The sequence below is a fragment of the Phaeobacter sp. S60 genome (assembly GCF_000826845.1).
GTDB classification, from domain to species: Bacteria; Pseudomonadota; Alphaproteobacteria; order Rhodobacterales; family Rhodobacteraceae; genus Phaeobacter; species Phaeobacter piscinae.
Genome location: NZ_JSWJ01000023.1, coordinates 61,942 through 76,781 on the forward strand (window position 1 = coordinate 61,942; position 14,840 = coordinate 76,781).

A 14,840-nucleotide genomic window follows, 5' to 3' on the forward strand; every position below is an offset into this window, starting at 1 on the left:
GCGGTTTCGCGGGTGACAGCGAAATCCCGCCGCGTTAATATTCCGATAACGACCGCATCATGCGGCGCATGTAGGCCGAGCAGTGGCCACCAGTATCAGTGACGAGATGTGCTTTCGAGGGCTTTGGTTTTCGGGGGCTGACGTCATGTTGTGGTGTGTTGCGTGGCTTTCCACAGCATTTGCCAAAATCGGCGAAATGTCGCGAAATTAGACAATACTATGTCTATATTTTGTGGAAAATAGCGCTTTTTTGGATGACGCGACTCGTGCTGCGCGGTAGGATTGTCGCAAAGATGGACAGGAATAGGCCCTTGCGGGAGGGCTGATAAACACAGGCGGAACGAGCATGACCTTGAACCTTTCGATGCCCGGCCAGGAAGAGCTGAAGCCCCGGATTACCGTGTTTGGCGTCGGCGGGGCAGGCGGCAATGCCGTCAACAACATGATCGACAAACAGCTGGATGGCGTGGACTTTGTCGTCGCCAACACCGACGCGCAGGCGCTGCAGCAAAGCGCCTCCAAGAGCCGCGTTCAGCTGGGCATCAAGGTGACCGAAGGTCTGGGCGCGGGCGCGCGCCCTTCGGTCGGGTCTGCTGCCGCTGAAGAGAGTATCGAACAGATCGTGGATCACCTCGCGGGGGCGCATATGTGCTTCATCACCGCAGGTATGGGTGGCGGCACCGGCACCGGCGCGGCGCCGATCATCGCGCAGGCCGCCCGTGAACTGGGTGTGCTAACCGTCGGTGTTGTCACCAAGCCGTTCCAGTTCGAAGGCAACAAGCGGATGCGTCAGGCCGAGGAGGGTGTCGAAGCCCTGCAGAAGGTCGTCGATACGCTGATCATTATTCCGAACCAGAACCTGTTCCGTCTGGCCAATGAAAAAACCACCTTCACCGAGGCGTTCTCCATGGCGGATGACGTTCTTTATCAGGGTGTTAAGGGTGTGACTGACCTGATGGTTCGCCCCGGTCTCATCAACCTCGACTTTGCGGACGTGCGCGCCGTGATGGACGAGATGGGCAAGGCAATGATGGGCACCGGCGAGGCCGAGGGCGAAGATCGCGCCGTGCAGGCCGCCGAGAAGGCCATTGCCAACCCGCTCCTGGATGAAATCAGCCTCAAAGGCGCGAAGGGTGTTCTGATCAACATCACCGGCGCCCATGATCTGACCCTGTTTGAACTGGACGAAGCGGCCAACCGCATTCGCGAAGAGGTCGACCCGAACGCAAACATCATCGTTGGCTCTACCCTCGACACTGAGATGGAAGGCAAGATGCGCGTTTCCGTGGTTGCCACGGGTATTGATGCGGTTGACGTCCACTCCGACATTCCGGTGCCGCGTCGTCCGATGTCCGCGCCGCTGAAACAGACCGTAAGCGTTGAAGAAACCCGCAGCGCCGCGCCGCTGGAGCTGAGCACCCCGGTCGAGCAGCCCGTGGCCGCCACCGCAGAGCCGGTTGCCGCAGCGCAGGAAGAACCGTCGCTGTTCTCGGAATTCGATGACGGTCAGGCCGCTGCGGAGGGCCACTACGAAGAGGTTCTGGAAGACGCAGGCGAACAACTGGGCGCCGATGGTCTGCCAGCACCGGCCTATCAGGGCACGCCTGCGCCGGAATTCCAGCCGCAAGCAGATGTGGGCAGCACTCAGGCCGAAAGCTTTGTCGCGCCGAAGGCACCTGCGCCCGGCACCCCGTCGCCTGAGGCGATCGTGCGTCTTCAGGCCGCCGCACAGCGTGCGCAGCCTCAGCAGCCGATGCAACAGCAGGTCCAGCAGCCGCCTATGCAGCAGCGTCCCTCGATTGATGCGGTTCAGCCGCGTGCGCCGCAGCCTCAGCAGGTGCAGCAGCACCAGCCTCAGCACCAGCCCGCTGCAGCAGGTCAGGAACAGCGCCGTTTTGGCCTGAACTCTCTGATCCACCGCATGACTGGCAGCGCCGCTGAAGGCCAGCCTGCCAAGCCGCAGCAGCCGACGCGCCAGCAGCCGCCAGTGCAGCAGTCCCCGGTTCAACAGGCGCCGATGCATCAGCCCCAAGTTGCGCATCAGGGCCAGCAGGCGGCCCCGGCTGCCCAGCCGCAGCGTCAGGCCAACCCGGAGCAGGAACGTATCGAAATTCCGGCATTCCTGCGCCGTCAAGCCAACTGAGTTGATCACATATATGATAAAAAGGTCGCCATCTGGCGGCCTTTTTTCGTTTTTTATCAAGGGGTTGTTGTCGATTGGGCAGTGTTTTGCCTATCTGTTACAGGGATGTTTCATTCCGTTACAAAGATTGAGTTGAGCCTAACGGACTGACACCTTACCTCTGTTCCGCAACAAGGGCCAAGACTGCGGCCCTCCCATACGGAATGAGGCCAACGTGCAGAATACGCTTAAAGCATCAGTGACATTTGACGGGGTGGGCCTCCACTCCGGCAAACCCGTTCGCATGATCCTGAAGCCTGCTGCAGCAGGGCACGGTATCTGCTTCCGGCGCACTGACATTGCCTTGGGCAACACTTTGGTTCCTGCGCTTTGGGACCGGGTCGAGCGGACGCCGCTCTGCACACGTTTGGTCAACGCCTCCGGCGTTGCGGTCTCCACCGTAGAACACATCATGGCCGCGCTGGCAGGCTGTGGCATCCACAATGCGATGATTGATCTCGACGGCCCGGAAGTGCCGATCATGGATGGGTCTTCGGCCTATTTTGTTCGCGGCATCATGCAGACTGGCATTCAGCGCCTTGCTGCGCCTGTCACCGCCTATCAAATCCTGAAGCCAGTGAGCGTCAGCCACGACGGCGCTACAGCGACCCTGTTGCCGAGCAACCGTCTGACCATCGAATTCCACATCGATTTTGCCGAGGCTGCCATCGGGCGTCAGAGCAAGACACTGGATCTGCGCAATGGCGCCTTCGCACGTGAGCTTTGTGACAGCCGCACCTTCTGCCGTCGTGTTGACGTCGAAAGCATGCAGGCCAATGGTCTGGCGCTGGGGGGTGTTCCTGGTGAAAACGCAGTGGTGTTTGACGGTCCCGAAGTCCAAAGCGGTCTGGGGTTGCGCCACGCGGATGAGCCGGTGCGCCACAAGATGCTGGATGCGCTTGGCGATCTGTCGCTGGCCGGTGGTCCTGTGTTTGGCCATTACATTGGCGACCGTGCCGGTCATTCGCTGACCAACACATTGCTTCGGGCCGTGTTTGCAACGCCCGGCGCCGTGCGTCAGGTGACCTGCGATACCGCGATGACAGCGCGCCTGCCCGGGCAGGGGTTGGTCTGGGCGGAGATCCCGACCGACGCGCGCCGCGTTGCGTAATTGAATTGAGGCTATCGGGCGGAAACGTCGACTGGGGGGTTGACGTTCGATCTGGGTTCCCCCGGCAATCGGGGCGCACCCGGCGCCAACCGGACCGTGCGCTGCAACGACAGCACTTCGGTCATCTTCGGACAGAGTGAAGCAGCAGGCGTGCCGGGCACAGGCTGCACCTCAGTCCGCTTCTATACAGGCCTATGCGTTGGCGCAGCCCGACCGGAGCAGCTTGCACCGAGGGCACCGGGGGGAGATCTTCGAGCCGTTCTTAGGCACAGACCCTTGAGGGGCGGGGCGGTTCGAAGATCACACTGTTAGTGGTGCCTTGCGCCAGCAGCTGCTGCGCCTCGCCGGTTTCACCTTGTTTTGACAGTTTGGGATTTCATTGCATTGTGGGCGCGATCCTCCCACGGCTCGGTGCTGGGCCACTTCGCACTCTTGACCCCGCCGCGCTTTCTCTGCCAAGTGGGCTGGAAATCGGTTAAAGACGTTTTGCACGTCAGTTGAATGTGCTAGACCGGGCAGAACCGGGGTTCACACCCGTAAGTAAATGACGGTGAGGTTAGGCGGACATGATCGGCATGGGGGCGGCAGCCAAAACCATCGGCGCGGTTCTACTCGTAGCTGCGCTTTCGGGATGCGGCGGAGATGGGGGCGCGGCCAAGAGTTCGCAACCGCTTGAGGGCTTTACACCGGAGCAGATCTACGAACGTGGTGAGTTCGAGATGGAGCGTAACCGGACCGAGGATGCGGCCTTCTATTTCTCCGAGATTGAACGTCTTTATCCCTATTCGTCCTGGGCTAAACAGGCCCTGATCATGCAGGCCTACGCCTACCATCTGGGCCGGGACTATGAGGACAGCCGCGCTGCGGCGCAGCGCTATATCGACTTCTACCCGACCGAGGAAGATGCCGCTTATGCGCAGTATCTGCTGGCGCTGAGCTATTATGACCAGATCGACGAAGTTGGCCGCGATCAGGGGCTAACCTTTCAGGCGCTGCAATCGCTGCGCACTGTGATCGAAGTCTATCCCGACAGTGAATATGCCAGTTCAGCGATCCTGAAATTCGACCTCGCCTTTGACCATTTGGCGGGCAAGGAAATGGAGATCGGTCGCTACTACCTGCGCAAGGGGCATTATACTTCTGCGGTGAATCGGTTCCGCGTCGTGGTCGAGGATTTCCAGACCACCACCCATACCGCAGAGGCGCTGCACCGCTTGGTTGAGGCCTATCTGTCGCTGGGGCTGGTGAATGAAGCGCAGACCGCCGGTGCCATTCTGGGCCATAACTATCAATCGACCGAATGGTATGAGGACAGCTTCAAGCTGTTGACAGACAACGGGCTGAAAATGCGCGATGTCGGCAACAACTGGTTGAGCCAGATCTACCGTCAGTCCATCAAGGGGCAGTGGCTGTAATCGCCACGTCCGCAATGGGGCCGGGCCATGCTGCGCGCGCTTGATATCCGCGATATTCTGATTATCGACCATCTTGAGCTGAATTTTCAGCCGGGATTGAACGTGCTGACCGGGGAAACCGGCGCCGGTAAGTCCATCCTGCTGGATTCGCTTGGGTTTGTTCTGGGCTGGCGCGGGCGGGCCGAACTGGTGCGCCAGGGCGCCAAACAGGGCGAGGTTCTGGCAGAGTTCGACCTGACCCCGGACCATCCTGCCCATGCGGTGCTGGCGGAAGCCGGACTGCCCGGTGGCGACACGCTGTTGTTGCGCCGGGTGAACACCGCTGAGGGGCGCAAGACCGCCTGGGTCAACGACCGGCGCTGTTCCGGTGAGGTGCTCAGGGCGCTGTCCGACACTCTGCTGGAGCTACATGGGCAACATGACGACCGGGGGCTGCTGAACCCGCGCGGCCACCGCGCCATGCTGGATGAATTTGCGGGGCTGGGCGACATGTTGGCCACCGTGCGCGATCGCTGGGCCACCGCCAGCCGGGCACGCAAGGCCGTCGAGGAAACCCGTGTCGCGCTGGAGGCCATCCGCGCCGAGGAGGACTTTCTGCGCCATGCGGTCGCAGAACTGGACGCGCTGGACCCGCAACCTGGCGAGGATGCCGCGCTGGATCAGCGCCGCCGTGAGATGCAGTCTGCCGAACGCATTCGCGGTGATATCCAACGTGCGCAGGGTATTCTGACAGATGGGGCCGAGGCGGCATTGGGTGATGCGCAGCGCTGGCTGGAAGGGGTTTCGGATCAGGCGGAAAATGCGCTGGATGCGCCAATTGCCGCGTTGCTCAGAGCGATGATTGAACTGGGCGAGGCGCAGGACGGCGTTGCCCGGGTGCTGGATGGGCTGGATTTCAACCCCGGTGAGCTGGAGGAGAGCGAGGAGCGCCTCTTTGCGATCCGGGCGCTGGCACGCAAGCATGATGTGCTACCGGATGATCTGGGTGGCTATGCCGAGACGCTGCGCCGGAAACTGGCGGCAGTTGACGCAGGTGATCAGGATCTGGCCAATCAGGAGGCCGCATTGGCCGAGGCTGAGGCTGCCTATGCAGGCGCTGCCGCGCAGCTGTCGGCAGCGCGCCGCGAAACAGCTGCTGCACTGGACACGGCGGTGATGGCGGAGCTGGCGCCGCTGAAGATGGAGCGGGCAGTGTTTGAAACACGGCTCACCGATGCTGAGCCGGGGCCGGAGGGCAAGGACGCTGTCGCCTTTACCGTGGCAACCAATCCGGGCGCGCCGGCAGGGCCACTGAACAAGATCGCCTCGGGCGGTGAGCTCAGTCGCTTCCTGCTGGCCCTAAAAGTGTGTCTGCGCGGTGAGACCGGCAACCAAACAATGATCTTCGATGAGATCGACCGCGGAGTTGGCGGTGCCACCGCCGATGCTGTGGGACGGCGGCTGAAATCGCTGGCTGAGGGCAGTCAGGTTCTGGTGGTGACCCATTCACCGCAGGTTGCCGCACAGGGCGCGCATCACTGGCGGGTGCAGAAACAGGTGATCGACGGCCAGACGCTGTCGCAGGTGGTGCCTCTGGATGAGGGCGAGCGCGTTGATGAGCTGGCGCGGATGGTTTCCGGTGATACAATCACCCCAGAGGCCCGCGCAGCCGCCAAGGCGCTGCTGACGGGCTGAAGTAAAACTGTCGCTCAGGCGGCCGTAAGCGGTTGAGTTTTCACGATGGTTTAACCACCCAACCGATAGTCTGCCGCCGAACGAGACAAGAACGACACCGGGACAATCGGGTTCATGCCACAGACCATTCGCTCCGTTATTTCTGCCCAGTTTACTCAGGGCATTGCCGCGGCGCGGGATGTCTGGAGGGTGTTGCGCCACCGTGGGCCAAGCCAGATTCAATTCTGGTTCATCGCTCTTCTGATCGGTATCGCCGCCGGGTTTGCGGCGCTGTTCTTTCGCAAAGGGATCACGGCGTTTCAGGCTTGGGTCTACGGCGCGGAAGATGTGAATTTTCTGCATAGTTTTGCGCAGGACATGCCGTGGTACTGGCTCATGGCGATTCCAACGCTGGGCGGGTTGGTGGTCGGGTTGATCTTGCACCGGTTCACTCCTGACGCCCGCGTGCGCTCGGTTGCGGATGTGATCGAGGGGGCAGCCCTTGGCGATGGCCGGGTCGAGATGCGCGCCGGGCTGGCCTCGGCCTGTGCATCCTTTCTGACACTCAGTACCGGAGGTTCAACCGGGCGGGAGGGACCGGTGGTCCATATGGCCGGGGTAATTTCGACCTGGGTCAGCAACCGCATTCAGGCCGATGGCATCACTGGGCGCGATCTTCTGGGCTGTGCAGTGGCGGCGGCTGTCTCCGCCAGTTTCAATGCGCCGATCGCCGGGGCGCTCTTTGCCTTGGAGGTGGTTCTGCGCCATTTTGCGGTCCATGCCTTTGCGCCGATTGTGATTGCCTCGGTCGCCGGGACGGTGATCAACCGGCTGGAATACGGCGATGTGACCGAATTTGATCTGATCACGCCGGGTGCGCTGCAGTTTTATGTCGAGTTGCCGGCGTTTCTGATGCTGGGCCTGATTTGCGGGTTGGTGGCGGTGGTGCTGATGCGCTCAATCTTCTTTGCCGAGCAGATCGGCAATGCGCTGCAGGACCGGCTACAGCTGCCGCGCTGGCTGCGCCCGGCAGCGTCGGGTCTGCTGCTGGGCATGATTGCGGTCTGGTTTCCCCATATTATCGGTGTCGGCTATGAGACCACGGTTTTGGCGCTGACAGGGGCGTTGGTGTTGCATCAGACGATCCTCTTTACGGTGGTCAAGACCGCCGCTGTGGCGATCACCATGGGCGGACGCATGGGGGGCGGGGTGTTTTCGCCCTCGCTGATGGTGGGCGCGTTGACCGGATTGGCCTTTGGGTTAATTGCTACGGCGGTGTTGCCGGATGTCTCGGGGACGCACACGCTTTATGCCTTTGCCGGAATGGGGGCGGTGGCGGCGGCTGTTCTGGGGGCACCGATTTCCACCACGTTGATTGTGTTTGAGCTGACCGGCGACTGGCAAATTGGCCTGGCGGTGATGGTGGCGGTGTCGATATCGACAGCGCTGGCCTCACGTATTGTGGATCGGTCGTTCTTCCTCACCCAGCTGGAGCGGCGCAATATCCACTGTGCCGCAGGTCCGCAGGCCTATCTGCTGTCGATGCTGCGCGCAGGTGCGGTGATGCGGCCGATGGGGGATCCGCGCTGTGCCAGCGCCGAAGACTGCACCGTGTTGATTGAACATGGGCTTTCGATCCGTGCCTCTGCCTCGCTGGAAGCAGCGATGCCGGTCTTCGATCGGGCCGAAATTGACTATCTGCCGGTGCTGGCTGAGGGGGGCGGTGGCGACAATCCGCCGAATCTCATCGGCGCTCTTTACCACGTTGATTCGCTCAAGGCCTACAATCGCGCATTGGCCGCAGCGGCTGCCGAAGAGCACAGTTGACGGCTGAAAGCTGCGGCAGCTTAGTGCCGGTTTGCGACATTTCCGGCAAAGGAGTCGCTCAAAGACATGTTTACCCGCAAAAGACGATCTTGAATATGTGATATTTCTGAAACGGGTGGTCGGTTTTTTCCTTAAGTAATTTTAACCTTTGTCGGCGCGACCGCTTAATTATGGTTAACATAAGGCTAATAGTGATCATTCTTCGGAAGTGAAAACATGCAACACAATAAAATCAGCCCAGCAGAGGCTGAACACGTGGCGAAGGCAGTAGAGCAGGAAAACGAGCGGGCCTCCTATGAGGCCCTGATCGACTATGTTGTTCAAAGTGCTCGGGATGCGCAGATGTTCTGTACAGGCGAGTCGGTCGAGGCGGCGCGTGAGCATCTGTGCCAGACTATCCTCAGCTGACAGGCACAGTGTTTCAGTTGGCCTATTTCGGTTTGTTAATTGGTACTATTTCTATCTTTTTAGGTCTGCTTCAAAGGATCTAAAAAACGGCCCGGATAAAGAAAACGACATAGCAATCAAAATGATCGTTATACGTGCGTTTTGTTGCGGGTCTTTACGGCCAAGGCTATCTGCCCGCGGCCTGCTGCCGATTGAATCGTGTCGCTCTGTGCCCAGCCTTGTGCCGTGCCGCGCTGTGAGTTCCTGATTTCGCACGGCCTGCCGAAGATCCTGAGACGGTTCTGTTTGGCGGTCTCAGGCCACCGGAAATGTCGGCGAAAGCTTGCTTACCCATAAATGGGGCGCCCCGATATGGGACGCCTGTAACGTGTTAGCAGCGTAATTCCGCTGATGATATTCAGGCCTCAGATCTGCTCAACCTTGACCGTGTCTCCGGTGACAAAGGCGAGGTGATCCTTGATCTCGGCCACCGCAGCGATCGGATCTTCATAGCTCCAGACGGCGTTTTCGGTCACCGAGGATTTGTTCACGATGGAATAGTAGCTGGCGTCGCCCTTGCCCGCGCAATGGGTGGTTTTGTCACTGCGATCGAGGAAGGCGGTTGCGATGTCGCCGCGCGGAAAATAAATGACGGGCGCCAGATCGCCCTCGCTCAGCTCAAGCGCGTTGCTGCTCTCGCCGAGCACAGCGCCCCCGGAGCGCACCACCCAGGTGCCGGCTGCCTTGCGAATTTGGATCTTTGTCATGGTCTTTTCCTTCACGTCGTTCGTCACGGATCAATATCGTCTTTGGTTGTAACACTGCGGTATCACAGCGGTGCCGTAGCGGCATCCAGCCAGCGTCGCGCCGGGGCTGTTACGTTGGGTCCAATCTTGTCGGCCACAGCCGCATGATAGGTGTTCACCCAGTCCCGCTCTGCCGTTGTGAGCATCTCTGCGACAATCAGTCGCCGGTCCAGCGGGGCGTAGGTCAGGGTGCGCCAGCTCAGCATCTCGCGGTCTGCGTCAGCACTGTCCAGCTCAGGCGCCGGTTCTACCACCAACAGGTTTTCAATGCGAATACCAAAAGCGCCTTCCCGGTAATATCCCGGCTCATTGGACAGAATCATGCCGGGGTCCAGGGGAACGGTGCCAGAGCGGCTGAGCCGCTGCGGGCCCTCGTGAACGCTGAGAAAGGCACCGACCCCGTGGCCCAGCCCATGGTTGAAATCCTGTCCGGCCAGCCAGAGCGGCATTCGGCCCACCGCTTCGATGTCGCGCCCGGCGAGACCTCTGGGCCAGCGCAGCCGCGACATGGCAATCATACCCTGAAGGACGCGGGTATAGGCCTCCCGGGCGTCCTGCGGTGGGGTGCCTATGGCGAGGGTGCGGGTGATGTCGGTGGTGCCGTCCAGATATTGCCCGCCGCTGTCGAGCACCAGAAGGTGGCCGTCGTCCAGCGTGGCATTGCTGTCCTCGCTGACGCGGTAGTGAATGATTGCGCCGTTGGGGCCGGTGCCGGAGATGGTCTCAAAGCTGATGTCGCGCAGTTTGGGATCCTTGCGGCGCTCCGCTTCGAGGTGTTTGACCACGTCGATTTCGGTGACGCTGCCGGCGGGCTGCGCATCGAGCCAGGCGAGGGTTTCGACCACAGCGGCCCCGTCGCGCAGATGAGCGGCGGCGCTGCCCTCGATCTCGGCGGCGCATTTGCGGGCCTTGGGCAAAGCGCAGGGATCACCGGCTGCGACCAGCGCATCACCGAGCTGATCGGCGACGATCTGGGGCAGGGTGGTCAGGTCTGCCGCGACGGCTGCGTTCGGGCCCTGAGCAAGGTCCGCCACTGCCGGGAGGAAGGCCGCAGGCGTTTGCACGGACACATCCGGGCCGAGATGTGCGGTGACGTCAGCCAGCTTTTCTGCGGCCATGAACAGATCCACCCGCGCGTCGGCGTGCAGAATGGCAAAACCGTGGGCGACCGGGTTGTGAGCGATATCGCTGCCACGGATGTTCAACAGCCACATGATGCTGTCAGGCAGGGTGATCACCGCCGCGCTCTGACCCGCGTTGCGCAGCCCCTCGGCCAGAGAGGTGATCTTGGCGGCGGCGGTTGTGCCTGCGTAGTCAACAGGATGGGCGATGACGGGTTGCATGGGCGGAGCGGGCTGATCGGGCCAGATGCGGTTCACCAGATTGTCGCATTGGACGAAGTCAAAACCATGGTCGCCCAGTGATGCGGTCAGCGCTTGGATCTGGCTCGCGGAATGCAGCCAGGGGTCATAGCCGATGCGTCCGCCCTCTGGCAGCTGTTCTTTCAGCCAGTCGGCGAGCTGCACCTCTGGCCAATGGACCGGGGTGTAGACCTCTGCCACCTGCTGTTTCACCTGCGTGCGGTAACGCCCGTCTATGAAGACGCCTGCGATGTCGCGCAACACGGCGCAGAAACCGGCCGAACCGGTGAAGCCAGTGAGCCAGGCCAGCCGCTCATCGCCGGGGGCAACATACTCGCCCTGATGGGCATCGGCGCGGGGCACCAGAAAGCCGTCCAGCGCCTCCTGTTGCATCTCCGCGCGCAGCGCGTTGAGCCGGGGCGGGCCTTGGTCCGGGCGGGTCACTACGTCAAAGGTCTGGAACATCGGCTCCCTCCATCTGTTTCGGGTGGTCCGCGACGGTCGGTCAGAGCGCAGCGACCGGCCCTTCCGGGAGGGTGTTGCGCGACGTCGGCGGGAACAAGGAAATGACGCGGCAATCATGGCGCGCTCTGTCGCGAATACTTGTTCCAAATCCGGCGGCTTCCCGCAACCCCTGTAACACAAAGCCCCGCACGGTTGGCGGGGCTTTGGTAAGAAGGGACGGCTGACAGATCGGATCAGCTGGCGCGTTTGATGCCCATGACGCGGGCACGGGCGCGCGGATCACTGTCAAACAGCGCGGCGAGCTGTTCGGTCATGGCACCTGCCAGCTGTTCAACATCGGTGATGGTGACGGCGCGGTCATAGTAGCGGGTCACGTCATGGCCGATGCCGATGGCCAGCAGTTCGACCTGCTTGCGCCGCTCCACCATGGCGATTACATCGCGCAGGTGTTTTTCCAGATAGTTGGCCGGGTTCACCGACAGGGTGCTGTCATCCACCGGCGCACCATCGGAAATCACCATCAGGATTTTGCGCGCCTCTTGCCGCGCGATCATGCGGCGGTGCGCCCATTCCAGCGCCTCACCGTCGATGTTTTCCTTCAGGAGGCCCTCTTTCATCATCAGGCCAAGGTTGTCACGGGTCCGGCGCATCGGCGCATCGGCGCCTTTGTAGATGATGTGGCGCAGGTCGTTGAGGCGGCCGGGCAATTGCGGACGACCCTCATTGAGCCAGGCCTCGCGGGCCAGGCCACCTTTCCAGGCGCGGGTGGTAAAGCCGAGGATTTCGACCTTCACGTTGCAGCGTTCCAGCGTGCGGGCCAGAACATCGGCGCAGATCGCGGCGATGGAGATCGGGCGCCCCCGCATGGAGCCGGAGTTATCGAGGAGCAATGTCACCACGGTGTCGCGGAATTCGGTGTCTTTCTCGCGTTTGAACGACAAGGGCGTGGTGGGGTTCGCGACCACACGGGCCAGACGACCGGCATCCAGAATGCCCTCTTCCAGATCAAACTCCCAAGAGCGGTTCTGCTGCGCCTGAAGGCGGCGCTGCAATTTATTGGCCAGCCGAGAAACAGCACCTTTCAGCGGTTCCAGCTGTTGATCGAGATAGGCACGCAGACGCTCCAGCTCGGCAGGTTCGGCGAGGTCCTCGGCGGCGATTTCCTCGTCATGGGCATCGTTGAACACCTTATAGTCGGGATCCGCCTCCGACACAGCTGGCGGCGGGGGTGGGTCCAGCGGTGCCTCACCATCGGGCATTTCGGTGTCTTCGGCGAGTTCATCATCCGCCATTTCATCCATGGAGACCTGCGCCTGACTCTCGTCCTGCTGCTGTTCCTGAGCCTGCTCGGGGTTGGCGTCGGCTTCCTCCTCGTCGGAATCGTCCTGACCGTTGCTGTCGGGGTCCTGCTGCTCCTCAGCGTCCTCTTCAGCGTCGTTTTCCTGCTCATCGTCGAGCTGGTCCGGGTCCTCACCCAGCTGATCGCCATAGCCAAGATCGGTGATCACCTGGCGGGCGAATTTGGCAAAGGTGGCCTGATCCTCGATAGTGTCGTCAAGGTTGGCCAGTGTTTCACCGGCCTGCTGTTCAATAAACCCGCGCCAGAGTTCCATGACATTGGCAGCAGCTTCGGGCATGGGGCGGCCAGTGGCCAGATGGCGGATCAGGTAGCCGGCCGAGACGGCCAACGGCGCCTCGGTTGCGGATTTGATCTGGTCATAGCCCTTGCGCAGGGCCTCGTTCTGGATCTTGACGTCAATATTGGAGGCGGTGCCGGGCATGTGCCGCGCGCCCATCGCCTCGCAGCGGGCGGACTCCAGCGCCTCATAGAGGTCCCGCGCCATATCGCCGGGTGGGGCGTAGCGGGCATGGGTGGCGGTGTCGTGGAATTTGTGGCGCAGCGCCAGTGCGTCGGCGGTGCCACGGGCCAGCAGCACTTCTTCCCGGCTCATCCGGCGGGAGACCTGCGGCAGCCGCATGCTGTCCCCGGACATTCCAGCCGGGTCAACGGAATAGGACACGTTCAATTCCGGGTCGTCGGCCATCACCTTGGTGGCTTCGGCCAGCGCCTTCTTGAACGGATCGGCGGGGTTATCGTTGGGCTTTTTAGCCATTGAACGCACTCCAGATCGACACCGTCAGGAACAAAAGGGCGTACTCCCAACGCAGCCGTATCAAATGACTGTGTTGACTGCCCGTCATCGCTGACGGGGCAGTCTTCTTCCAACCAGTTTTGTCAAACAACCAGACTGCGTCAAGCGCGACCCAAATAGCTGCTATGACGAAAAATGGCGTCACCCCAAGCTCACGCTGGCAGCGCTTTCGGGCAGCTCTTCGTCAAAGCAGCGCTGGTAGAACTCGGCCACGGTCTGGCGTTCCAGCTCGTCGCATTTGTTCAGGAACGACAGGCGGAAGGCATAGCCCACATCGCGGAAAATCTCGACGTTCTGTGCCCAGTTGATCACGGTCCGGGGCGACATCACAGTGGAGAGGTCGCCGTTCATAAAGGCGGTCCGGGTGAGGTCGGCGACGGTCACCATCTGGGAGATGGTCTTGCGCCCCTCGGCAGTGTTGTAATGCGGCGCCTTGGACAGCACGATGGCCGCTTCGGCATCATGGCTGAGGTAGTTCAGTGTCGCCACCAGCGACCAGCGGTCCATCTGGGCCTGGTTGATCTGCTGGGTGCCGTGGTAGAGCCCGGTAGTGTCCCCAAGGCCCACGGTGTTGGCGGTGGCAAACAGGCGGAAGTAGGGGTTCGGGGTGATGATTTCGTTCTGGTCCAGCAGCGTCAGCTTGCCGTCATGCTCCAGCACCCGCTGGATCACGAACATCACGTCGGCGCGGCCGGCATCATATTCGTCAAACACGATGGCAACCGGATTGCGCAGGGCCCAGGGCAGGATGCCCTCGTGGAATTCGGTGACCTGCTTGCCGTCGCGCAGCTTGATCGCGTCCTTACCAATGAGGTCGATCCGGGAGATGTGACTGTCGAGGTTCACCCGCACGGAGGGCCAGTTCAGGCGGGCGGCAACCTGTTCGATATGGGTCGACTTACCGGTGCCGTGGTAGCCTTGGATCATCACGCGGCGGTTGTGGCTGAAGCCTGCAAGAATGGCCAGTGTTGTTTCGGGATCGAATTTGTAGGTGGGGTCCAGAGCCGGAACCCGGTCAGAGCCTTCGGCGAAGCCCTTGACGGTCATATCCGTATCAATTCCGAACACATCGCGCACCGAAAAGGTCTCGGTGGGTTTCGCGTTCATATCCAGCAAACCGTCGGTCATCGCAGTCGATCCTTATCCTCATCCGCGCAGCGTCCGTTGGCTGCGGGCAATCCGCTGGATTGGTGCCTGATCTTGTCTGCAATCGCAAGGGGCCATGACCGGGTTTGACCAGCTGTCGTGACGTTTGGATCAAAACTGGCCCTATGGGGGCTGTCCTCGCTACCGGACGCGCTATGTTTCCTCCGCCTAACGCGTGTTGTGCTGAAGGGCGGCGGCGCTGTGGGATGTCGCTGCAAACGCATAGCGGGGTTGCGTCTACGGGCGGTCTGCGGCGCCCTGATGGGCAAATGAACCCTGTACAACAGGGGGCAAAGCCGATATCAGCGCGCACTTGGATGATGCCATCCGCGTT

Annotated in this window: 10 protein-coding genes; 6 read left to right on the plus strand and 4 right to left on the minus strand. The window is 61.4% G+C overall.

The annotated features are described in order from the left end of the window. Positions 1–346 precede the first annotated feature (346 nt). The 6 genes from ftsZ (at position 347) to OO25_RS19060 (ending at position 8,596) form a co-directional block, all read left to right on the plus strand. Entirely contained in the window at positions 347–2,143 is a 1,797-nt protein-coding gene (gene ftsZ, locus OO25_RS19035; protein WP_040182045.1) for a cell division protein FtsZ, read from the plus strand. 214 nt (positions 2,144–2,357) lie between these two features. Continuing rightward, a complete protein-coding gene (gene lpxC / locus OO25_RS19040) occupies positions 2,358–3,293 on the plus strand; it encodes a UDP-3-O-acyl-N-acetylglucosamine deacetylase (RefSeq protein WP_040174179.1) in 936 nt (311 codons plus the stop codon). Between the two features lie 566 nt (positions 3,294–3,859). Beyond that, entirely contained in the window at positions 3,860–4,708 is an 849-nt protein-coding gene (locus OO25_RS19045) for an outer membrane protein assembly factor BamD (protein WP_024097905.1), read from the plus strand. A gap of 27 nt (positions 4,709–4,735) precedes the next feature. Next, the gene (recN, locus tag OO25_RS19050) at positions 4,736–6,382 is read left to right on the plus strand and encodes a DNA repair protein RecN (protein WP_040182047.1); all 1,647 of its coding nucleotides are present in this window, start codon (positions 4,736–4,738) and stop codon (positions 6,380–6,382) included. 114 nt (positions 6,383–6,496) lie between these two features. Next, positions 6,497–8,188 (plus strand): chloride channel protein, encoded by a 1,692-nt coding sequence (locus OO25_RS19055; protein WP_040182050.1) that lies wholly within the window; start codon positions 6,497–6,499, stop codon positions 8,186–8,188. 216 nt (positions 8,189–8,404) lie between these two features. After that, positions 8,405–8,596, plus strand: a complete 192-nt coding sequence (locus OO25_RS19060) for a hypothetical protein (RefSeq protein ID WP_040174173.1) — start codon at positions 8,405–8,407, stop codon at positions 8,594–8,596. A 404-nt stretch (positions 8,597–9,000) separates the two neighbouring features. Here the strand turns inward: OO25_RS19060 and OO25_RS19065 are convergent, their stop codons facing one another. The 4 genes from OO25_RS19065 to cobS form a co-directional block, all read right to left on the minus strand. After that, a complete protein-coding gene (locus OO25_RS19065) occupies positions 9,001–9,342 on the minus strand; it encodes a DUF427 domain-containing protein (protein ID WP_040174171.1) in 342 nt (113 codons plus the stop codon). Positions 9,343–9,404: 62 nt separating this feature from the next. After that, on the minus strand, positions 9,405–11,207 hold the full coding sequence (locus tag OO25_RS19070; RefSeq protein WP_040182052.1) for an aminopeptidase P family protein: 1,803 nt from the start codon (positions 11,205–11,207) through the stop codon (positions 9,405–9,407). 233 nt (positions 11,208–11,440) lie between these two features. Next, a complete protein-coding gene (cobT, locus tag OO25_RS19075) occupies positions 11,441–13,321 on the minus strand; it encodes a cobaltochelatase subunit CobT (protein WP_040182055.1) in 1,881 nt (626 codons plus the stop codon). A gap of 180 nt (positions 13,322–13,501) precedes the next feature. Then, positions 13,502–14,488 (minus strand): cobaltochelatase subunit CobS, encoded by a 987-nt coding sequence (cobS, locus tag OO25_RS19085; RefSeq protein ID WP_014879537.1) that lies wholly within the window; start codon positions 14,486–14,488, stop codon positions 13,502–13,504. Positions 14,489–14,840: the final 352 nt, after the last annotated feature.

Bases quoted from the DNA above. Each gene is read 5' to 3' on its own strand.
- ftsZ (WP_040182045.1), top strand. From the start codon at position 347: ATGACCTTGAACCTTTCGATGCCCGGCCAGGAAGAGCTGAAGCCCCGG.
- OO25_RS19045 (WP_024097905.1), top strand. From the start codon at position 3,860: ATGATCGGCATGGGGGCGGCAGCCAAAACCATCGGCGCGGTTCTACTC.
- recN (WP_040182047.1), top strand. From the start codon at position 4,736: ATGCTGCGCGCGCTTGATATCCGCGATATTCTGATTATCGACCATCTT.
- OO25_RS19055 (WP_040182050.1), top strand. From the start codon at position 6,497: ATGCCACAGACCATTCGCTCCGTTATTTCTGCCCAGTTTACTCAGGGC.
- OO25_RS19060 (WP_040174173.1), top strand. From the start codon at position 8,405: ATGCAACACAATAAAATCAGCCCAGCAGAGGCTGAACACGTGGCGAAG.
- OO25_RS19065 (WP_040174171.1), bottom strand. From the start codon at position 9,342: ATGACAAAGATCCAAATTCGCAAGGCAGCCGGCACCTGGGTGGTGCGC.
- OO25_RS19070 (WP_040182052.1), bottom strand. From the start codon at position 11,207: ATGTTCCAGACCTTTGACGTAGTGACCCGCCCGGACCAAGGCCCGCCC.
- cobT (WP_040182055.1), bottom strand. From the start codon at position 13,321: ATGGCTAAAAAGCCCAACGATAACCCCGCCGATCCGTTCAAGAAGGCG.
- cobS (WP_014879537.1), bottom strand. From the start codon at position 14,488: ATGACCGACGGTTTGCTGGATATGAACGCGAAACCCACCGAGACCTTT.